The organism is Actinomycetospora lutea (genome assembly GCF_028737205.1).
Taxonomy (GTDB): domain Bacteria; phylum Actinomycetota; class Actinomycetes; order Mycobacteriales; family Pseudonocardiaceae; genus Actinomycetospora; species Actinomycetospora lutea.
In genome coordinates this window covers 18350-39972 of the sequence record NZ_JAQZAL010000033.1, presented here as the reverse complement: position 1 = coordinate 39972, position 21623 = coordinate 18350, and the positions used below count along the sequence as shown (strand labels likewise).

11 protein-coding genes and 3 pseudogenes are annotated in these 21623 nt (G+C 69.2%); 9 read left to right on the top strand and 5 right to left on the bottom strand.

Going from position 1 to position 21623, the window contains the following annotated elements:
• Positions 1-50 precede the first annotated feature (50 nt).
• The gene (locus tag PHK61_RS26825) at positions 51-857 is read left to right on the top strand and encodes an IclR family transcriptional regulator domain-containing protein (protein ID WP_274284090.1); all 807 of its coding nucleotides are present in this window, start codon (positions 51-53) and stop codon (positions 855-857) included.
• A gap of 21 nt (positions 858-878) precedes the next feature.
• On the opposite strand, the gene PHK61_RS26820 is transcribed toward PHK61_RS26825, so the two are convergent.
• Positions 879-1397, bottom strand: coding sequence for a helix-hairpin-helix domain-containing protein (locus PHK61_RS26820; protein ID WP_274284089.1), 519 nt, complete (start codon positions 1395-1397; stop codon positions 879-881).
• A 441-nt stretch (positions 1398-1838) separates the two neighbouring features.
• On the opposite strand from PHK61_RS26820, the gene PHK61_RS26815 reads away from it, so the two are divergent.
• The 4 genes and pseudogenes from PHK61_RS26815 to PHK61_RS32165 form a co-directional block, all read left to right on the top strand.
• Positions 1839-2285, top strand: coding sequence for a phage holin family protein (locus tag PHK61_RS26815; RefSeq protein ID WP_274284088.1), 447 nt, complete (start codon positions 1839-1841; stop codon positions 2283-2285).
• Positions 2263-2649, top strand: a complete 387-nt coding sequence (locus tag PHK61_RS26810; protein WP_274284087.1) for a DUF3618 domain-containing protein — start codon at positions 2263-2265, stop codon at positions 2647-2649. Before PHK61_RS26815 ends, PHK61_RS26810 begins: the two co-directional genes overlap by 23 nt.
• Positions 2646-2948, top strand: a complete 303-nt coding sequence (locus PHK61_RS26805; protein WP_274284086.1) for a DUF4235 domain-containing protein — start codon at positions 2646-2648, stop codon at positions 2946-2948. Before PHK61_RS26810 ends, PHK61_RS26805 begins: the two co-directional genes overlap by 4 nt.
• 619 nt (positions 2949-3567) lie before the next feature.
• Positions 3568-4506, top strand: a pseudogene (locus PHK61_RS32165) (NADP-dependent oxidoreductase); the annotation flags it as partial.
• Positions 4507-4953: 447 nt separating this feature from the next.
• On the opposite strand, the pseudogene PHK61_RS32160 reads toward PHK61_RS32165, so the two are convergent.
• The 3 genes and pseudogenes from PHK61_RS32160 to PHK61_RS26790 form a co-directional block, all read right to left on the bottom strand.
• Positions 4954-5109, bottom strand: a pseudogene (locus PHK61_RS32160) (IS110 family transposase); the annotation flags it as partial.
• Positions 5110-5742: 633 nt separating this feature from the next.
• Entirely contained in the window at positions 5743-6114 is a 372-nt protein-coding gene (locus PHK61_RS26795) for a hypothetical protein (protein ID WP_274284084.1), read from the bottom strand.
• 25 nt (positions 6115-6139) lie between these two features.
• Positions 6140-7933: an RICIN domain-containing protein gene (locus tag PHK61_RS26790; protein WP_274284083.1), complete on the bottom strand. Its 1794-nt coding sequence runs from the start codon at positions 7931-7933 to the stop codon at positions 6140-6142.
• A gap of 375 nt (positions 7934-8308) precedes the next feature.
• Here PHK61_RS26790 and PHK61_RS26785 point away from each other — a divergent pair, with 375 nt between their 5' ends.
• The 4 genes and pseudogenes from PHK61_RS26785 to PHK61_RS26775 all read left to right on the top strand — a co-directional run bounded on the left by PHK61_RS26785 (position 8309) and on the right by PHK61_RS26775 (position 18322).
• Positions 8309-9115, top strand: a complete 807-nt coding sequence (locus tag PHK61_RS26785; RefSeq protein ID WP_274284082.1) for a leishmanolysin-related zinc metalloendopeptidase — start codon at positions 8309-8311, stop codon at positions 9113-9115.
• Between the two features lie 94 nt (positions 9116-9209).
• Positions 9210-12524, top strand: a complete 3315-nt coding sequence (locus PHK61_RS26780) for a Tc toxin subunit A-related protein (protein WP_274284081.1) — start codon at positions 9210-9212, stop codon at positions 12522-12524.
• A pseudogene (locus tag PHK61_RS32155) lies at positions 12524-12817 on the top strand (SpvB/TcaC N-terminal domain-containing protein); the annotation flags it as partial. The gene PHK61_RS26780 and the pseudogene PHK61_RS32155, both read left to right, overlap by 1 nt.
• Positions 12818-12862: 45 nt before the next feature.
• Complete coding sequence (locus PHK61_RS26775; RefSeq protein ID WP_274284080.1) at positions 12863-18322, top strand: toxin TcdB middle/N-terminal domain-containing protein; 5460 nt, start codon at positions 12863-12865, stop codon at positions 18320-18322.
• Positions 18323-18615: 293 nt separating this feature from the next.
• Here PHK61_RS26775 and PHK61_RS26770 read toward each other — a convergent pair whose 3' ends face one another.
• Positions 18616-21609: a helix-turn-helix transcriptional regulator gene (locus tag PHK61_RS26770; RefSeq protein WP_274284079.1), complete on the bottom strand. Its 2994-nt coding sequence runs from the start codon at positions 21607-21609 to the stop codon at positions 18616-18618.
• Positions 21610-21623 lie beyond the last annotated feature (14 nt).

The window sequence follows — 21623 nt, the reverse complement described above, 5'->3', positions numbered from 1 at the left end:
TAATGTCGCTCTACGAAATTGTGACCGAGACTGCGCCGCGGAGGTTTCGGGTGTCAACCCCGGACAAGGAGCAGTACGTGACCTCGCTGGCGCGCGGGCTGTCCGTCCTGCGGTCGTTCGGGCCCGACCGTCCCGAGCAGACGATCGGTCAGGTCGCGGACGCGACCGGGCTCAGCCCCGCGGTGGCGCGCCGGTTCCTGCTGACCCTCGTCCAGCTCGGCTATCTCAAGCAGGTGGACCGCAGGTTCGTCCTGACGCCGCAGGTCCTGGAGCTCGGAGCGAGCTACACGGACTCGATGAACCTCGCCGAGGTGGCGCAGCCGCACCTGCAGCACATCCGCGACGAGACCGGCGACAGCATCTCGCTCACGACCCTCTCGGGCACCGACGTGATGCACCTCGTGCACCTGCAGACGGAGCGACTGCTCCGCTTCGCGGTGACGCAGGGCAGTCGGGTGCCCGCCTACGTGTCGGCGACGGGCCGGGCCATGCTCGCGACGCTCCCCGACGCCCGCCTCGACGAGTACTTCGCCGCGGCGCAGCTCGCTCCCCGCACCTCGCGCACCGTCGTGGACGAGCGGAGTCTGCGCGAGCAGCTGGTCCGGGTGCGCCACGACGGGTACGCGCTCGTCGTCGACGAGCTCGACGTGGGCATCACCGTGCTCGGCGTGCCGGTGATGCCCGACGGCTCCACCGCCGCGGCGGGGGTGAGCTGCGCGATCGCGTCCGGGCTGTGCACCCCCGAGGCGTTCGTCGCCTCACGGTTGCCGCTGCTCCTGCGCGCCGCCGAGACCCTCGCCCGTCAGATCGCCCGCTCGCCGGCGTTGCGCGATTCCCTCGCTCCGGCCGGCGCGTGAGCAGGTCCGGACCCCACAGCCTCACGCTCGGTGGGCCCGCAGCAGACGGACCGCCTTCGGCCCCACGCCGTGGATGGCGAGCAGTTCGCGGTCGGTCATGGTGGCGACGCGCTCGAGCGTGGTGATCCCGAGGTCGGCCAGGGCGCGGGTCGCCGGCCGGCCGATCGAGGCGGGCAGGTCCCCCACCTCCCCCGGCTCGGCCGAGACGGCCGCGGCGGCGTTCTCCGCGATCGCCGGCGGTGCCTGCGCCGCCCAGGCCCGGCGGACCCACCCGTTGAGCGCCTGGCCGTCGATCTCGGACAGGGCGAGGCGGACACCGATCCGCCGACCGTCCTCCTCGACCCTCTCCGCCGCGGGGTGGGCCGCCGTCATCGCGTCGCTCTCGGTCTCGGTCAGCAGCAGGACCACGACCTGGCCGGCGTCGAGGGCCGCGAACACGCGGCCCTCGACGGCGAAGGCGGGACGCCCCTGGTCGTCGGTCGTCTCCTCGGCCCCCCGCAGCCCGAGCGCCGCCGTCCGGACCTGCCGCGGTGTCGTCACCCCGGCGAACCTAGGGCAGGTCGCGGTCGGATCCGGTCCGCGACGACGCGCAGCCCGTCGACTCGCCGACGCGAGACGTCTCGGCCGGCACCCGCGCCGGGTCGGCGGGCGAACGCACCCGGGAGGCCGCAGCCCTGTCGATCGTCGAACCCTTCCGCCGTCGCATCGGCGGTCCCGACGGTGGCAGCGAGAAGGCCATCGTCGGCGTCACCTGGTTCCTCGTGGCGGTCTTCCTCGGCATCCTCGTGGCGACGGCCTGACGTCACGGCGCTGTCGCCGCTGCACTCCACATCGCCGACGTCCATCGCGAGCCCTTCTCGGGCTCCGCCACGACTCCCCGGGTCGGCTGCCTGCGGGACGTTGACGAGGCGACCGGGTCGGGCACCCGTGGCCGTCGTCGAATCGAGCGCTCGCCGGAGCGCCGCGATCAGGAGTGAACCGATGAGCAACCGCGTGCCCGACCGGACCTCGCCACCGCCGGGCCCACCGGCCGACGCGTCGGTGGGCGAGCTGATGACCCACCTGTCCGAGCAGACCTCGCGGCTGGTGCGCGACGAGCTCGCACTGGCCCAGGTCGAGCTCAAGGCGACCGCGAAGCAGGCCGGCAAGGGTGCCGGGCTGCTCAGCGGGGCCGGCGTCCTCGCCCTCTACGGGGTCGGCGCCGCGATCGCGACGGCGATCATCGCCCTGGCCCTGGTGCTGCCGCTGTGGGCGTCGGCGCTGATCGTGACCGCGGTCGTGTTCCTCGCTGCCGGCGTCGCCGGGCTGGTCGGCAAGAAGGAAGTCGAGCAGGTCTCGCCCACGCCGCAGCGCGCCGTCGAGAACGTCAGCCGTGACATCGAGCAGGTGGAGGAGGCCCGTCACCGTGACCACACCCGATCGGCCTGAGATCCCCGCGCCCACGAGGGGCCCCCGCGGCCCGCGGCCCGGCCCCGACGCGAGCGCCGAGGAGCTGGTCGCCGACATCGAGGCGACGCGGGCCGAGCTCGGCGACACGGTCGACGCGCTGAGCCAGAAGCTCGACGTCAAGGCGCAGGCGCGCGACTCCCTCGACGACGCCAAGCAGCGCGCCGCCACCCAGGCGCGGGTCGCGCATGAGCGCGGCGCCGAGCTGTTCGCACAGGCCAAGGACGCCGCCACCGACGAGCACGGTGCGCTGACGCCGCAGGCCAAGTCGATCGCGGTGAAGGTCGCGGCCGGCCTCGCGGCCTTCGTGGTCGTCCGGACGGCATGGAAGAAGGTGCGCGGATGACGCAGGCGGGCAGCGGGCAGGCCAGCACCAGCGCGAAGATTCTCTATCGCCCCGTCGGGATCGTGAGTTCGATCCTCGGCGGTGTGGTAGCCAACCTGATCTTCAAGAAGGTGTGGCAGCGTACGGCCCCCGACGGCGAGAGCGACCCGCCCGGCGCCCTGGACTCCGGTTCCGACCTGAAGACGATCCTGGTCGCCGCGGGTTTCCAGGGCGCGATCTTCGCGGTCGTCAAGGTCCTCGTCGACCGCGGTGGGGCCGTCGCCTTCCAGCGGTGGAGCGGGGAGTGGCCCGGCAACTGAACGCCACCAGGCGTTCGACGCCAGCGGGCCCGGCCGAGATGGCCGGGCCCGCGGTGCGTCTGGGCAGGAATCCTGAAGAACCTGCTGGTGGGTGGAGCCGCCTGTCGGAATCGAACCGACGACCTACGCATTACGAGAACTCTCGTCACCGCCAACGGCGTGCTCACTGCGTCCAACGGTGCACGTCGCAGAGTTCACGGTGGACACCCAGTCCCACCGGGCGCCCTCGCTTGAGGCCACGACGGAGGCCACGAATGCGGTCGTCAAGATCGCGAGCGTCGTTCACCTCGCGGGGAGCCAGTTTCCGACTGCTGCCTGTGCAAGGATCTTCGTCGTGAGCACGGAGCCGCCGAACGACGATCCACTTGTCCCGGGGGAGCAGGATCGGCCGGACTTCGATGGGTTGTTCCTGTTCGGTGACGGCGAGGACGACGCCTACCGCTGGTTCACCCGACACCGGTCGTGCGCGTCTGGCTCGCCCTGGACTTGATCGCCGACGAGTACCACGTCGATCCCCCCCCGACTCACCGGAGCAGTCGCCGGGGTGCTGCGCGAACCCTCGGTCGTCGAATCGCACGCGGCCTGGAGTTGCGCCGCGCGGGTGCGCGATGCTGCCTGAATGGCTGTTGATGAGCCGCGAGACCTCGTTGGGGTGACCGCGGATGCCCAAGCGATCGACAACGTCCGCCTTCTCCTCGCGGCCAGACCGACCGGGCTTCCGGGGCAGGAGTGTTGGGCGCGCAGTGTCGAGGCCGTGCCCGAGCTCGACGACGGGCAGTTCCGCGTCCGGGTGCAGTACATCGGGCTCGAGCCTGCGATGCGCGGGTGGATGAACGAGCGGCCCTCCTACATTCCGCCGGTCGGCCTCAACGAGGTCATGCGCGCCTTCTGCGCCGGCACAGTCGCGGTGTCGCGGAACGACGCGTTCCCCCCGGGCACACCCGTGACCGGCGAGTTCGGCGTCCAGGAGTACGCGGTCTCCGACGGCGCGGGAGTCACAGTTGCAGACACTGCGGTCGCCGACATGCCGACATGGCTCGGCGCGCTTGGTCTCACGGGCATGACAGCGTACTTCGGGCTGTTCGAGGTCGGGGCGCTGCGCGACGGGGACACCGTCGTCGTCTCCGGAGCCGCTGGCGCCGTGGGGACTGTCGTGGGGCAGCTGGCCAAGATCCGTGGGTGTCGCGTGGTCGGCATCGCCGGCAGACCGGAGAAGTGCCGGTGGCTCGTCGACGACCTCGGGCTCGACGCAGCGATCGACTACCGCAGGGAGGACGTCCGGCGTGGCCTCATAGCAGCAGCGCCCCACGGTGTCGACGTCTACTTCGACAACGTCGGCGGACCGATCCTCGACGCGGTGCTGGCCCGGTTGCGTCGCCGAGCCCGGGTGGTGCTCTGCGGGGCGATCAGCCAATACAACGCAGAGGGTGGCGTGTCCGGTCCGGCGCACTACACGAGCCTGCTGGTCAACCGCGCCCGGATGGAAGGCTTTATCGTGTTCGACTACGCCGACCGCTACTCCGAGGCCGCCACCGTGATGGCCGAGTGGCTGCGGGACGGCCGGCTCCGCAGCGAGCACGAGATCGTCCGCGGGACCGTCGACGACTTCCCCGAACTCCGAGGGCACCAGCCCGAGATAGGCCCCGATCGTGGCGCCGGTGAAGCGGTGCCAGTCGGCGACCTCGACGCGCAACCCGGTCGCGGTCAGCGTCGAGACCCCCCGCAGGCAGCGCAGCCGCCCGACCGGCCCGGCCAACGCCGGCTCAATCGTGGCCATCTCTTCGATCGCGGCGTCGAGGCGGTCGCGGCGCGCGTGCACCGAGAACACGGTGTCGAGGGCTTCGTCGAAAGCGAGCTGCACCCCGCGGCGCTCGAAGCGGTGACCGCGCAGCCACGCCTCGTGCGCCCCGGTCCAGGCGCTCTGGTCCCAGACCAGGCCCTGGCGCAGCAGCAGCTTGGACAGCCGGTGCCGGGCACGCATCAGATCCCCGCGGCAGTCCTCCCGGGCCCGCACCAGATCGCGAGCGGCTTCCTCGGCCTCGGTCGGTACCCGCACCCCCGGGACCTCACCGATGCGCAGCAGCCGGGCCAGCCGCTCCGCGTCGCGGCGATCGGTCTTGACCTTGTCCCCGGCCGGTCGCTCGATCTTCGACGGGGCCACCACCTCGCAGCGCACGCCGGCGGCGTCAGCGCTCTGGCCAGCCCGAACCCGGTCGGCCCGGCCTCGTAGCAGGCCACTACCGGGCCCGGCTGCGCCCGCACCCAGGCCACGATCTGCTCGGTCCGTGCCCCGATCCGCTGGGCGCGGATCTCTGCGGCGGTCTCGTCGATGGCGCACCCGACCACCGAACGCGCGTGAACGTCCAACCCGACCCACGTACCCTCGCCCAGCACCGGCGCCTCCCCGTAAATGCGGCACCGCCACCAGCGACGGTGACCCGCGCCAACTTACGAGCGGAGGCGCCGGCCCTCATACGGTCTAGCCGCTCGGTCCGAGCTGCCCCTGGCTGTCATCGCCAGCGTCGGCCTTGAGCTTCCATACCAGCTGGAGCAGGGGCTGTAGCGCGGCCCGCTCCACCTCGCTTCGTTGGCCTCCCGCGTCAGTCGGGACACCAGCTCACCGGCCAACTCCATGGTCGTGAGGTCCTCTAAGCTGGGCGCGGTGTCCGTGCCGTACGCGATCGGGAACAGCACGATCTCAGCTACCCGACTCCACCGAACTCGGGGCGAACCACCGACGACTTCTGACTCAGGACACCAGAGGAACGCTCGCGCCTGCGCACGGGGGTACGGGTCACGGCGCAGACGTGTGCATGGCTGAGAGCGGGGGCAGGCGGAGGAGAGCTCGGCCGCCGCAGGCCGCCCGCGCCTCCGATGCCTCCTCCAGTAGTGGTCGTAGCGAGAACGTGAGGCGCTCGGTCACTAGTGCCTTGCATCTGTCCCCGCCTGCGTCGTGGAGCAGGCCGAGTTCGACGTCGACGTGGTCCTCGCGCGGCGCCCATGCCCGGACTTCCACATCGAAATGGTGCTGGGCGCAGCCTCCCGGGTAGGACACCTCGAGCGCGAGGAGGTCGTCCTGCACCACCATCGACTGCAGGTAGGCCGCATCGTGCGGACGGTCGCGCGCGGAGGCAGTCGGCATGAGGACCGGTTTCGGCGAGGACATCGTTGGTGGGGTGCCCGGGAACGGCTCAGGTTGCGCTCAGCCGCCAGCGCTGGTTGTCCCCGCCGTGCCAGTCCCACTGGATGATTGCGGCGCCGGCACCGCTCGACGCGCCTGAGACGTCCAGGACTTTGCCGCTGTGTCTGGCTACCACTCGGCAGAAGCCGCTGCCCACCGGCTCAAGGCGCCACCGTTGGTTTGTGCCGCCGTGCCAGTCCCACTGGATGACCTTCGCCCCGGACGCTGTCGATGCCCCGGAGACGTCGAGGACCTTGCCACTGTGAGCGGCGATGATCCGGTAGTCGCCTCCGCCCAACGACTCGACGGTGAACAGCTGGTTGTCCTGGTGGTGCGGTGTCCACTGGATCAGCTCGGCGCCCGCTGCGGTCGAGGCGCCACGAACGTCGAGCGCCATGGCGCTGTGTCGCGCGAGAACCGGTGCTGCCCGCAACCGCCACCGTTGGTTGTTCCCGCCGTGCGCGTCCCACTGGATGATGCGTGCGCCCGCAGCGCCTGATGCCCCGGTCACGTCCAGGACTTTGCCGCTGTGCTTGGCCACCACCCGGACGTGACCCGCTCCAGCGGGCTCGAGCCGGAAGCGCTGGTTGTCGCCGCCATGCCAGTCCCACTGGATGACTGCGGCGCCCGACGCCGTGGAGCCACCGGTTACGTCGAGGACCTTTCCGCTGTGATTGGCGACGATGCGCACATGCCCATCACCGAGCGCCTCGAGCCGGAATTGTTGGTTGTCACCGCCGTGGTAGGGCCATTGTATGATCTCTGCTCCCGCCGCGAGCGACTCACCGCGGACGTCGAGTACCTGGCGGCTGTGGCTCGCGATCCCGAGCGTGTAGCCCGGGACGAGCGGCGCGAACTCGGTCGTGCGTGTGCAGTCCTCACCTCGGCAGCCCGTGGACGGACAGACCAGCGACACGTTGCACGGCCCTTGAGCCACGAAGTCGGTCTCACCGCGGACGAGCGTGCCCTCCACCCGGTGGGTCTCGCTCCCGAACACCGCCGAGCCCGAGTTCCCGCCGTAGGTGTCGAGGTTGGCCACGAAGAACGCTGCTGGGTTGGTGTCGCGGACGGTTGCGCCTGGCGCGTACTTGGCCGGTAGGCCGCTGGGGTGACCGATCACGTGGAGCGGGAGGTCCTTCGCGACTTTCCCGGCCAGACGGATGCGGACTGGACGACGGTTGGGGACAGGTCGATCCAGGCGGACGAGCGACCAGTCCGTCCCGGCGCTGTCCTCGGCACGACCGACGAGCTCGACGCCTCGGTAGATATCGTTGGTGGGTATTCGTGTGGTCACGGTCGTGGCGTCGGTCATGCGGAAGCCGAACACGAAGCGCACGTCGGGCACGCCTGCGGCGTCAATACAGTGTCCGGCTGTTGCGATGAGGTCGGGCGCCACGAGGTATCCGGAGCAGAAGGCCCCGATGACCTGGTCGCGGAACCGCTCGCCCTGACAGAGATTGCGGGCTACTGCGTAGCTTGTCGTGCGCAGGGTCGATGTCCCGTCGCCGTTGTCGACGACGTCGTTGCGGGCGAACAGTGCGACGGTGGCGTCGGCATCGGCGAGGACCTGCGAATCGTTGACCGTGAACAGGTCTGCGCGGTCGTCTACGCCGTAGATGACCTTCTGCCCGGCCCGCACGGCTTCGACGATTCGGTCGGTAGTGACGTCGCCAAGGGCTTCGACCGCCTTCATTCTCGGCGCGACCTCGGCATCAGGTCGACCGAGCATTTCTCTGCGGCGCAGTTCCCAGAGCATGTCGTCGACTTCGATGTTGTCGAGCGCTTCCCCATCGGGCATGATCATCCCCCTGGAATCAATTACCCCACACGACCCTCTAAGGCAGGAGGCTGTAGGCAGTCGATGTCGAGCTTGGCACAAACACTGATCAACAATTAGTGGCGCCACCCGCACAGCGCAAAGCGATTACACCCTGTGCAGCCTCGGCTACCAACCGCCAAAAAGCGCGGGCCTCGATGTCTTTCACGATCTACCTACATGGGCTGACGCCGCCGAACGAGTGAGACCGTATCGCTCGCTCGTTGGATTGCCGCGTTGCCTCAGGGGCGGCACGATGAATTGCTGATCTCTTGCCAGGCGCGTCGACCGTCAGAGAACGTCGGGTGGTCGCCCTAGTCCAACGGGGCAGCATCGTGATTCGCAGTTGGGGGTCGATCGTTGATGACCAAGCCGGTCCCACCCTACGCCGTGGAGATCCGATTCGTGGGCGGACTCACCTCGACACAGCGTGCTGCTTTCGAGGAGGCCTCGGCACGATGGTCGGCGATCGTGAGCGCTGATGTGCCGTCCGTCGAGGTGAACGGCGAGGTCGTGGACGATTGCTTGATTCTGGCCGAGGGTGCCGCCATCGACGGTCCGCTGGGAGTGCTGGGGGAAGCGGGCCCGCGCGTCATGCGCGCTGGCTCACTGCTCCCGGCAGTTGGCGTTATGCGGTTCGACACCGCTGACCTCTTCCGAATGGAGACCGATGGCAGCCTTGAGAACGTGATCTTCCACGAGATGGGGCACGTGCTTGGCATGGGCACGTTGTGGGAAGACATGGAACTGCTATCCGGCGCTGGCTCCGCCAACCCGGTATTCACGGGCCCGGGAGCCATGCGTGAGTTCGCCGCTTTGCTCGACCAACCAACACCTCAACCAGTGCCGGTGGAGAACAAAGGCGGCCCCGGCACCCGAGATGGACACTGGCGAGAGGCTGTCTTCGGTAACGAATTGATGACGGGCTTCCTCGGTGAAGTGCCCAACCCGGTCAGCGCGATGACGATAGCGGCGCTCGAGGACATGGGCTATCAGGTCGATATCACTGCAGCGGAGAAGTACCAGCTGCCCACGCAGCGCGAGCTGGCGATCATGGGAATCGGCGCGACCGTGCACCCGCAAGGTTGTGTCATGGCGGGCGCGGAACGGCGCGGAGCGTCCCCTCGCGTGCTACCGAAGAGCGCCGAGAGGGCGCGCCGATCTCGTTGAGTAGATGGTCGAGATCGCTCGCCGGCAGCAATCCCGTGTTGCATCTACGGCGAGCCGTCGGGCCCGGCGGCGAGCTCCTGAAGGGAGGAGTCAGATGCCCGAGCCCACGTACTTCGTCGAGAACCGATACTCGTACGTGTTCGATGCGCGCGCGTTGCTCGCGACAGCCCATTTCGAGGTCGCGTCCCCGGAGTCGGCGTTCGAGCGATCCGTGCAGGCCGAACTCGTGGCCGCACACCGACTCCTGATGGAGCGCAAGCACGGTGCAGCGCTGACGAAGTATCAACAGATCCGCGGCCTGATCGCGGCGACGATCGTCCCCAGGCTCCCGCCATGGATCGGTACGACGCTCGAGTGGACCAAGGTCAACCGGGCCGAGCTGCTCGACCCGCTGATCGCGCGCTCGGCGGAGATGCTGGTGAAGACCCCGGTCTCGGAGGCGGCCTTCCCCCCACGACTCCTCGGGGGTGACATCCAGGTCAGCGACGCGGCCCTGCGGCCGTTCGCGGGCGTGGCTCAAATGGGACTCACCGACCGGGACCTCGCGGTCGGCTCTCTGCTGGACCAGGCGGGCGTGGCCGTCGGCGCCCGTGAGTTCGACGGGGCGCTGGCGCTCCTGCAGCGGGCCGCCGAGACCACGCGGGACAGGGCGCTCGCTGGTGCGATCATCCACGATGTCGGCGTCCTCCTGGAGCGGAGCGGTGACCGCCCGAGGGCGGTGGAGACGCTGAACCAGAGCGCGCGGATGTTCGCCGGGCTGGAGCAGCCGGAAGCACAGGTCGACGTGCTGACGACGCTGGCGGGAACCCTGAACCGCGGCGGCTCGACCGACGCCGCCGCGCAAGTCCTCAAGGAGGTCGACGGACTGCGGGCCGAACACAACTTGTTTGACATTGCTGTCTCCGCTCGGGCCGGCGCGCGCGACGACCGCTCGGCGACCGCGGTCCGCCTGCTGTCCACCGACGCGTTCGCCACCCGTCGGAGCCCCAAGCAGTTCGCGATGGTCGACGTCGCGGGCTCGGTCCACGCCGTCGTCCTGGACCGCCAGGCGGCGCGCAACGTCGGCGCGTTCTACGACACGCTGTCGACCACCAACGACGTGAGCCTGCTCATGGGCTACCTGGTCAACCACACGACCACCGTCGCCTACCTGACGCACGTCTGTTTCTGGGTCCTGCCGATGGCGATCGGCGACTGCCAGGCCGCGCTCGGCTCCTATGCGGAGGCCGAGAAGGAGTACCTCAGCACGCTCGACTACAAGTACCTCAACCGCGCCGTCGAGTCAGTGAACCTGTGGCTGCGGCTGGCCGAGCTCTACCTGGATTGGGGCGACCGCATCTATCGGCAGGCCCGCAACGTGGTGGCCGACTTCGCACCGGCACGCGACAGGTACGAACTCGTCATGCTGCTGGACAACACGCTCGACGGCGCCTCGCCGCTCTACGCGTCACCGCTGTTCGGCACGATGCGGGCTCGGGTGGAGGCCGCCGTCGGCGCGATGTTCCTGGGCGGCGCGCCGGTCACCGAGAACCCCCGGGTGACCAGCATCCTCGCCCGGGCGCGGGTGCAGTTGACCAAGATCGATTCGGGCCTCAACTACCTGGGCATGAGCCTGACGCTACCGCCGTTCAGCTTCGAGCACCTGCAGGTCACAGCTCGCTACTTCGCGCAGCACGCCGCCCAGGTGGAGTCGACGTTCATCCAGTTCCAGAGCTCGGCGGAGAACGAGCAGCTGCGGGAGCAGCAGATGGCACAGCAGGCGGCCATCGCCGCGGCGTCCGTCGAGCTGGAGCGCCGGGGGGTGGCGGAGGCGCAGGAGGGTCTCGACGTCGCGAGGGCCAACCTGAACCTGGCCGACGTGCAGCGGCAGAACGCGCAGCAGGCGGCCAATGACTTCGCGGCCGTGCGCTGGGAGCTGTACGAGCTCGACACGCTGCAGGCGTGGTCGTCAGCAGCGGCGCAGGACGAAGACGACGAGGTCGAGCAGACCATCCGCGGCTTCACCTACTACAGCGCCAACGACAAGCGACGGAGCGAGGTCCTCTACGAGCTGTCCGCCCGACGGACCCGGATCTCGCATGACCTGGAGGCGGCGCGACTGCAGCGCGAGATCGCGGCCTCCAATGCCTACCGGGCGACCGCCCAGCAGCAGGTCCAGCAGGCTCAGGCGCGGATCGCGGTCGCCCAGCAGCGAGTGGTCATCGCCCAGGCCCAGGAGCAGTTCGCAAAGGAGAACCTGGAGTTCCTACAGGGCCGGGAGTTCAGCTCGGCCGTGTGGTATAACCTCGCGCGCGAATCCCGCCGGATCGCCAACCGCTACCTGGACATGGCCATCGAGGTGGCGGTCATGATGGAGAAGGCGTACGAGGCCGAAACCGGGCGGGACCTGCGCAAGATCAAGCTTGAGTACGGGCTTGGCGAGCTCAACGGCCTGCTGGGCGCCGATGCCCTCCTGATGGACGTCGATTACTTCACGCTCGACCACGTCCGTACCCGCTCCAAGAAGGCGCAGATGCGCCAGGGCCTGTCGCTGGGCGATCTCTTCCCCATGGCGTTCCGTCGGCTACTGGCCATCGGCACCACCTACTTCGAGACCACTCTCGACCACTTCGACCGGCGCTACCCGGGGTTCTACCTGCAGAAGGTCAAGCAGGTGGAGGTCGTGTTCGTCGGTCTGAACGGCTCCGAGGGGCTGCATGGAACGCTGCGCAACATCGGGCTCTCACAGTTTCGGCAGAAGGACGGAACGATCGTGCACCAGACCTATCCGGCCGATATCATGCCGCTCTCGGAGTACGACGTCCGGCAGGACGCCGTCATCTTCCAGCTCGACGCCCGTGAACTGCGCCTGTTCGAGAACAACGGCGTCGCCACCATGTGGCAGTTGGACCTGCCGCGCTCGTCGAACACGTTCGACCTGAACCAGATTTTGGACATCCAGATGGTTCTCTACTACGACGGGTTCTTCGACCCGGGCCTCGAGGCGACGATCAAGGCCGCCCTGCCGGCGGGCGAGAGTGCCGCGCGGGCGTTCTCCCTGCGGATGTTCGCTCCGGACGAGCTGTACTTCCTTCGCAGCCAGGGCTCGGCGCGTCTGAAGATCGACGCCACGATGCTCCCGGCCAACCACGGCGACCCCCGCATCACCGACTACTTTGTACAGGCGGTCGGCCCGGCGGCGGCCGGCCTCAAGGTGAGGCTCGAGTCGGACGCGCTCGGCGCCGGGCACCTGTTCACACTGGACGCCTCGGGCAACGCCTCCGGGGCGGGTTTTCCGGACGCGGTCGGGCAGCCCCTGGTGGACAGCTGGACGATCAGCGTCCCGCCGGCGGAGAACCCGGGCGTCGACGTCGGTGCCCTCACCGACTTCTCGCTGTTCGTCGAGTACGACTTCACCTACCCCGCCTGATGGCCGGATCGGGAGCCGGCGCGACGTCCACCTCGCCGCCCGCCGGCACGGGGATGACGGCGGGGCTTGGCGAGTCCTTCTCCCTGGACCTCAACACCGGTCAGGGCAACGTGAGCGTCCCGTTCGAGCTGCCGACCGGTGTCGCCGGGTTCACGCCGTCGGTCAAGCTGGAGTACATCCACGGGTCGGGAAACGGTCCGTTCGGGATGGGCTGGCGGCTTCAGTCGAGGGAGATCGGTCGGCGCCTCGACCTGGGCATCCCGGTCGACGGTGACACCGAGGTCTTCCTGGACTCCAACCTCGAGCTCCGCCGGTCGGCCGACGGGACCTACCACCCTGTGCGGGACCTGGCGTTCAGCGTCTACGAACGGGTCGGCGATCACTGGGAGGTCACCGAGAAGGACGGCGTGCGCTGGCGGTTCGGCGTTACCGCGGACTCCCGCGTCAGCGACCCCGACGACCCGGGCCGGGTGCAGACCTGGCTGCCGTCGCAGCAGGTCGACATGAATGGCAACGCGGTCGACTACAGCTACACGCGGATCGACGGCCACCCCTATCTCACCGGCATCGGCTACGCGACGTTCCGGGTCGGCTTCGAGTACGAGGTCAGGCCCGACGTGGTCACCAACGGGCGCGCCGGCTTCGCCCAACGGGTCAGCCGGCGGTGCAGGGCGATCACGTTGACCATCACGCCCGGCCGCCTGGTCCGTACACTGGCGTTTACCTACGTGCAGGCGCCGCTGTCCGGGCTGTCCCAGTTGGCGTCGGCGAGGCTGACCGCCCACGGCGACGACGTGCCGGACGTGGTCCGGAACCCGGTCACGTTCGAGTACGGCTCCTTCGACCCGGCCGCGTTCCGGGTCCGATTCATGGAGGCGGACGGCGGCGCCTCGCCGCCGCCGCTGAACGATCCCGACGTGGCGCTCGTCGCGCTGGACGATCTCCCGCTACCGGGCGTCCTCACTAACCACAACGGTCGACTCTCCTACTGGGAGAACAGCGGCGAGGGCCGCTGGCGCGGCCCCCGGCCGGTGCCCCGGGCACCGTTCGTGCGCTCGTTCGGCAGCGACGGCGTCGCCCTGATCGACATGGACGGTGGTGGGACGGCGGACATGCTGGTCGCCGTCGGCGGCAACCCGCTCAACGGTTACTACCAGAACGCCGGGGCGGTCGGCTTCGGCGACTTCGTGGGCTACCCCCGGACGGCCCGGACGCTGCCGCCGGTAGAAACCGGTCGGGTCCGGCTGGGCGACCTGGACGGCGACGGCGTCGTGGACGCCCTGCTGTCCACCGACCGAGGCCTGGTGACGTATCGGAACCGGGTAGCCGCCGGCTGGGCCGAGCCGACCGTCGCCCCCGACCCGGCGGGCGTGAGCTTCGCAGACCGGCTTACCCATCTGGCCGATATGAACGGCGACGGGCTCCCCGACGTGGTGCGCGTGCGCAGCGGCCGCATCGAGTACCTGCCCAACCTCGGTCACGGGCGCTTCGGTGCGCCGGTCGCGATGACCGGCAGCCCCCGGCTCGAGGGTCTGTCCGGCGCCCCCGAGCAGGTGCTCCTGCTGGACGTGGACGGCGACGGCCTGGCCGATCTGGTGCGGGTGTCCGCCGCCGGCGTCGACGTCTACCCGAACCGTTCCGGCCACGGCTTCGGCCCCCGGATCTCCCACGGAGTTGTGCCCGCCCCAATTCCGGGCACCGTCCGGGCCGCCGACATGGACGGCAGCGGCCGGGCCGGACTCGTCTACAACACCCGGCGTGCCACCGGCCTCGCCACCGTTTGGATCTCCTGGCCGCAGCTGACGCCACCCCACGTGCTGCGCCGAATGGACAACGGGTCGGGGCTGGTCAGCACGTTCGAGTACGCGTCGGTCGTGGAGATGGCGCTCGCGGATCGTGCGGAAGGGCGCCGCTGGGACACGTCGATGCCGTTCCCCATGCAGGTCGTCGCCGCCACGATCGAGGTCGACACGGTCCGCGGTCGCACGCTGACCACCCGCTACCGCTACCGGGACGCCCACTACGACCCGGTCTTCCGCCGCTTCCAGGGCTTCCGGGAGGTGGACAAGCGGGAGGTCGGTGACGAGAGCCGGGCCGACGTGCTCGTCCGGCACCGCTTCCTGATGAACCAGGCCGGAGTCCCCGGCAACACCCGCGACCACGCGCACCTGGACCGGATGCTGGAGCGCGTCGAGGCCTACAGCCTGGACGGGACGCCGCAGCAGGACCGCCCGGTCCGCTGGGAAGAGACGGTCTACGGCATCCGGGAGCTGGAGGTGCTGGCCGACGGCACGACGCGCGTCTTCACGTTCCCGCACATCACCCGCAAGCACTACCCGGAACGGACAAACGACGACCGCATCGAGGAACGGGAGCTCGCCTACGACGCCGTCGGCAACGTCGTGCGGGAGGTGTGCCGCGGCCGGGGGACGCAGGGCGGCGTCGCCCGCCCGGAGCTGGAGACGATCACCGAGATCGAGTACGCCCGCGACCCCGCGTCCCGGATCCACCAGATGTGTCGCACGGTCAAGCGGGACCCGGCCGGTGTGGTCCTCATGGAGATGCGCCGCCTGTTCGACGGCCGGCCTCTCGGCGAGCTGACTAGGGGACTGCTGACCCGGGAGGAGCACCTGGTGCTTCCGCTGGCCGGGTTCCAGGCGCACTACGCCGGGATGGACGCCGCGGCGTTGGGCTACCTCGAGCAGCCGGACGTGGACGGCACGCCGTCGGTGTTCGCTTTGGAGACCGAACGGAAGTACACCGCTCAGGGCAATGTCGACACGAAGACCTCGGGCCTCGGACGAACGACGGTCACCACCTACGACGCGGACCACCTGCACACGGTGCAAGAGGTCGTCAACGGGAAGGTGACCACCCGAACGAACGATCCGGTCACCGGCAAACCGACGCGGCTGACGTCGGCCGGCGGGGCATCGACGCGCATGACCTACGACGCGTTCGGCCGGCTCACGGCCTACATGGTCGCGGACGACACCCCCGCGGCGGCGAGCCGCGTCGTGGAGTACGACAACACAGCTGTCCCGAATTCAATCACCGTCGACCACCGCGTGGACGCCACGACGCGCGCCCGGACCGTCACGTACTACGACGGCTCGGCGAGGGAGGTCCAGAAACGGGTGCAGCGCCAGGCCGATGAGGTGGTGGTCAGCCCGTGGGTCGCCCACAACCCGTGGGGGGACACCAAGGAGGAGTTCGAGCCGACGCTGGACACGACGCTCGCGTTCGCCGTCCCCCCGACCTCGGCGCGTCCCTCCCGCACGGTCCAGCTGGACGCCGAGGGCCGCCCCGTGCGAGCGAACAACTACAACGGTGCCCGAAGCACCGTCGAGATCACTCCGTTCGAGGTGACGATCCGGGACGCCGCCGACCTCACCCCCGGCGCTCCCGGCTTCGACACCCCGCGTCGCGAGCAGGTCAACGTGTGGAACCAACGCACCGCAATCCTGGAGGCGGGCAGCGAGACCCGGTTTTGGGTGGGCCAGTTCGGCGAGCTGCGGGAGCTCGGCGACGCTGTCGGCACGGTTTGCACGTACCACTACGACCTTCGGGGCAACCGGCTGCGCATCGACCATCGGGACGCCGGGCATCGGATTCAGTGGTTCAACAGCCACAACGAGATCGTCCGGACCGTCGACGCGAAGGGCGACGACGTCGAGGTCGAGCGCGACCCGGAGGGTCGGGTGACACGCGTCCTGCTCAACGGGGCCTTGACCGAGACGTTCGTCTACGGTGACGACGACCCTGCGGCCGACGGCCGCCTGGTCGACGCCCGCTACCCGGGCGGCCGGCAGGAATACACGTACGACGCCCGCGGCTTCCTGACCGAGCATCGGTTGTCCGTCGGAGGTCAGGTCCTCACTCTGGGGTACGACCACGACGACACTGGACGGCAGACCTCGGTCACCTACCCGGACGGCACGGTTGTCACGCGGAGCCACATGCTGAACGGCGTGGTCGCGCGCATCGACGGCGTCGTCGATCGGATCGACTACGACGCTCGCAACCTGCCCACCCGCATCGAGTTCGCGAACGGCGTCACCACGACCGTCGGCTACGAGCCGGGGGTGGGCCACATCGCGAGCCAGCACACCGTCGGCCCCGGCGGGGTGGTGCTGGAGGACGCCGTCTACACCTACGACGAGATGATGCGGCTGTCCGGCACAACCGACGTCGCCGACAGCGCCACCTACGGGTACGACCCGCTGGGCCAGCTCGCACACGTCGAGGGCACCGACGCCGGCGGCCCCTACGCGTTCGACTACACCCACCACAACAGTTACGATCTTGTCCAGGTCGGTGAGTCCGGCTCGACCCTCGGGTACAGCGACCCCGCGCGGCCCGACCGGGTCACCACCGTGGACCGGCCGGGGGAACCGCGATTCGACACGGTGTACGACGCCACCGGCAACCTCAGCGCCCTGCCCGGGCGCACGATGGAGTTCAACTACAAGAATCAGCTCACCCGCGTGACGGTGGCCGGCGGCCCGGACATCCGCTACGACTACGACTATCGGGGAAACCTGACGCGTCGCCGGTCGACCCAGGGTCCAGTGACCGACGAGACGCTGTTCCTCGGCCGGCTGATGGAGCTGCGCAGCGGCCAACACGTGAACTTCGTGGTTCACGACCGTCGCCGCATCGCCGTCAAGCGAGGTGCGCAAACCCGGTGGGTGCACCTCGACCCGGTCGGTAGCGCTCGCTTGTTCACCGACGAGACCGGCGCCTCGGTCGCGCAGATCGCCTACCACCCGTTCGGGAAGGAGCGCATCCGCGTCGGTTCACCGGCGACTCGGACGTTTGCGCTGCACGACTTCGACGAGGCCACCGGCCTCGTCTACATGGGATTCCGCTGGTACGCGCCGGAGATGGGCCGGTTCCTGACCCCCGACCCGCTCTACCTGCACGACCCTGACCGAAGCGACGGCGACCCGGTCAAGCTGCGCCTCTACACCTATACCGGCAACGATCCGCTGGGCAGCAACGATCCACAGGGACTGTCGTTCTGGAGCGTCGTCGGGGCGATCGTCGGTGTGATCGTGGGGATCATCGCCGCCGTCGCGATCATCGCCGCGTTCGCCTGCGGCATCGGTTTCGGGCTGCTCGCGGTCGCCGGACTGATTGGCTTGGTGACGGTCAGTTACGTGGTCGCCGCGAACAACCAGGGCACCGCGCTCGGTGAGTTCTTCCGCGGCTTCATGCTCGGTCTCAACGCCGGCCTCAACGCCACGTTCCTCGCGGCGATGGGCCCGGTCGGCGCCTTCCTCGGTGGATTCGTCGGCACGATCATCTTCCTGGGAGCGTTCGACGAGGTCGCCGCTCTCGACGGGTATCAGGGCGTCCTCGGCTGGTCGAACTGGCTGATGCCGATGTCATGGCTGGTCATCGGCCTGGGCGCCGCAATGTGGATTCTGAACGGCCTGGGCCACCTGATCTTCTGGTCGATCCCGCAGCTCTGGGGCGGGGGCATCCAGTTTTTCCGCATCGAGGGCTTCCGGATGGATTGGTCCACCGGGATGCTGGCGACCCGTGGGGGCTGGGTCGCCAACCTGAACAACATTGATACCGCCTACAACATGGGTTTCTTCGCCTACGTCGACTCGAACTCCTCCGGGTGGCACATCGACCATGAGGCGGGCCACAACCTGAACCTGGGGGTGTTCGGCAGCATCTTCCATTTCGTCGGCTTTATCCACGAGATGGGGACCGCTGCGGGCTCCGGCGCCTTCTCCGAAGTCCAGGCCGACAGCAACGCCGGGCGGCCGGGGATGTGGTCTTAGGCGACCCGCCGACGGCGTTTGGCGCGCCCACGGAATATCGCTGTCCTAAGAGGTCGGATTGCACGTCTGATATCGAGGTGTCGATCGACGATCCGTCCGCCTTGGCGGCTCTTTATATCATCGAGCTCGGGGGGCCGCTCGGACACGATGTTCGTCAGCCCGAGCCGATACACGTCATGGAGATTCCAACCGATATCAGCCTCTCAACATGCCGTTTGCTTTCATAGGACCGGTTATCGGACGTGTGTGCTCTCGATCCGACTCTGGGTCGAGGCCAGGGGTTGACCTCGGCCTCAATGTTGATCTCTGGAGCTCGGGGGCCCTGTGTTCGCCGATCTGCGGTTCAAGTCGATCTCGCCGAGCCGGTGGCGGCTGGCCGACGCAGTCTTGGCCATGAGCCTCTCGAGGTGCTTGTCTACCGTGCGCGGCGAGAGTACGAGCCGATCGGCGATCTCACCGTTGGTGAGCCCTTGGCGCACGAGGAGGAGGACCTCCATCTCCCGGGCGGTCACGCCGCGCTCGCGATAGGCAGGCGGGATGGGCGGGCCGGGTGTGCGCCGTGGGATCGGCGCGTTCGCCTGCCGGAGCAGGGTGCGGCAAGCCCTCGCGACGTTGACGGCGCCGGTGTCCTCGAAGTGGAGCAGGTCGCCCCGCAGCCATTCCGTCGGCTGGCCCCAGCCGTCGCTGAGTGCTGACTCGGCGACGAGACGGCGGGAGATGTGACGGAAGGTGGGGATGGGGACGGGGTCGGTCATGGCCTTCTCCGCGGAGCGGAACGCTTCTTCGGCCATCTCTGTTCGACCGGCCCGCCCGTGCCGGACCGCTTCGGCGTACGAGAGGAGCCCTCTGGTCCACCGCGCCGTGCGTGCTCCGGGTGTTGCGGCTGCTTCGTCCAGGGCGGTCTCGTCTCCGTCGATGGTGGCGAGCAGCGCCCACCGCCCCAGGGCGGGCAACGAGGTCGTGGGCCCTGCCTTGCGTACGTGTTCCATGGCGCGGGCCAGACAGGTTCGCGCGTTCTCGCGCTGTTCGGTGAGGAGCCAGTGCATGGCCCGGACGTGCCAGGCCTCCACCAACGCGCTGCTGTCACAGTCGGGGCGCTGCAGGAGCTGGTCGAGCAGCGTCTCGGCTTCGGGCCAGCGGTGCATGCCGGTCAGTACACCGGCGCGAAGGACTGATGCCATGAAACGGGTCGGCAGGTGCAGGCGGGTGGCGAGCTGGAGGCAGCGGTCAGCCGCCTTGAGGGCTTCGGGGAGCTCGCCTCGGACGAGCTGTGTCCCGGTGAGGTGGAGATCGACGTCCACCGCGATGGCGAGGGCGCCCGCTCGGAGTGCGGCGTCCCGTGCGGCGAGGATCGGTGTGCAGTCCAGGTCGTCGAGACTCGCGATCGTGGCGAGCTCGTGCAGCGCCCGCAGGTGCCAGAGCGGGAGGTCGTGGACGTGCGCCACGCGGCGCTGGCGTTCGAAGAGGACCCCTGCCGTTGCCAGGTCGTTGCGGCGGAGCAGGCGTCCCCGCAGTTCCAGGGCCTCACACAGGTGTTCCGGGGCGCCGCTCTGCTCGACGCGGGTGAGCATCTCGGCGGTCTCGCGCTCGGCGAGGTCGAACTCACCTCGGTGGATGAGTGCCAACGCGCCCACCAGATCGATGCTCGTGCTCAGGGCAGGCTCGTCGGAGGGCACCGAGTTCCGGGCACGTTCGACGTCGGCGGAAACGGCGGTCCAGTCGCCCGCCACCGCCCAGGCCTTCGCGCGCCGTAGATACGCGTGAGCGAGCTGTGGTCCTGCGGTCCCGTCGGCGGCCAGGACCTCGATGACTTTGGTGGCAGTCTCGACGGCCGGTCGCGCGATACCAGCCTCGATCAGGACATTTGTCAATGCCTCGTCGATCTCGAGGGCTTTCACCTGGTCGGTGCGCGCGAGCTCGCGAGCTCGCCGCAACATCTCCTCGGCGCTGGCCAGGGCGCCGCGGTTGATGTCACGGAGACCACTGTCGAGCATGAGGCCAATCGCCCTCGGAGCATCCTCAGCAGCGGCGGCGAGGTGGGCAGCCAAGTTGAGCCAGTGGCCTTCCAGTGCGGGATGGGCTTTCTCGACGGCCCCCAGCGCGTTGCGGCTCAGGTCGGCCCGCTCGAGGGTGAGCAGCGTCTTCAGTACCGCGTCGCGGGTGAGAGCGTGGCGGAAGCGGAGAGCGCTCTCGCTCGTGAGCTCGAGTAGCTGTGTCTCGACCGCCGCCCGCAGCCCATCCGCCACGGTCGAAGGCGGGAGCCCTGTCGCGTCGGGGAGCAATGTCGCGTCGACGTGCTCGCCGAGGACCGCCGCCATGCGCACGCACCGTCGCGCCGGCTCGGGCAGTGCCGCGAGGCGGAAGCGCACCAGCTCGAACACTGTCGTAGGCACCGCCGATGGCCCGGATCGAGCACCCGCCGCAACTAGCTCCTCGACGAGCAGCGGGACGCCCTCCGCCCTCCTCTGCACGAGGTCCAGCAGGTCCGGCTCGGGTGCAGCGTCCAGGCATGCCGCGACCATGGCCTGGACCGACGACCCTTCCAGGGGACCGAGATCGAGCGGTGTGACGGCGCGGCGGGTGGACAAGCGCTCGATCAAGCCCCGGGCCGGCGCGGTCTCGTCGCGGGCGCTCAGCACGAGCACCACCGGGGAGTCGGTCAGGTTGTCGGCCACGAATTCGACGACGGCGAGCGTCTCGCGGTCCGCCCAATGCAGATCCTCGAGTACGAGGATCGCGCACCCGTCGGCTGCCAGGAACCCCAGCAACCGTAATATCGCCTCGGCGAGGACGGTCAGCGACGGCTCGGGGCCGTCATCGTCGTCCCGATACTGGGGCAGCAGCCACCCGAGGGCGGGGCGGAAGGGTCCGAGCGCCGCGAGCTCCGGTGACGGGGCTCGCCGGAGACCGGTCAACAGCGCCTCCACCAGCGGCCGGAACGCGACTGGTTCCCCGTCCTCCACCGCCCGGCCGACCATGGCAGGTGCCGGACCGGTCGCGAGGGCGGCGAACTCGGCGATCAGTCGGGACTTGCCGATGCCAGGTTCGCCGGTGACCGCTAAGGCGGTGCCGCGGCCTCGACGTGCACGCGCCAGGGCGTCGCGGAACGCGTCGAGCTCACGTTCGCGACCTATCAGCCTCGGGCACCGCACTGCCGGCACCACGGCAGTATGAGCGATGTTGCTACCGGCAACAGTAATGCTGCGCGGTCGACGTCGACAGCCATCATGCCCTCTGCGGCGCTTGTGAGCGGTGACAGAGTCGAGCAGTTCGGCGTCGTCGCGCACGGCCCAGTGTTCGA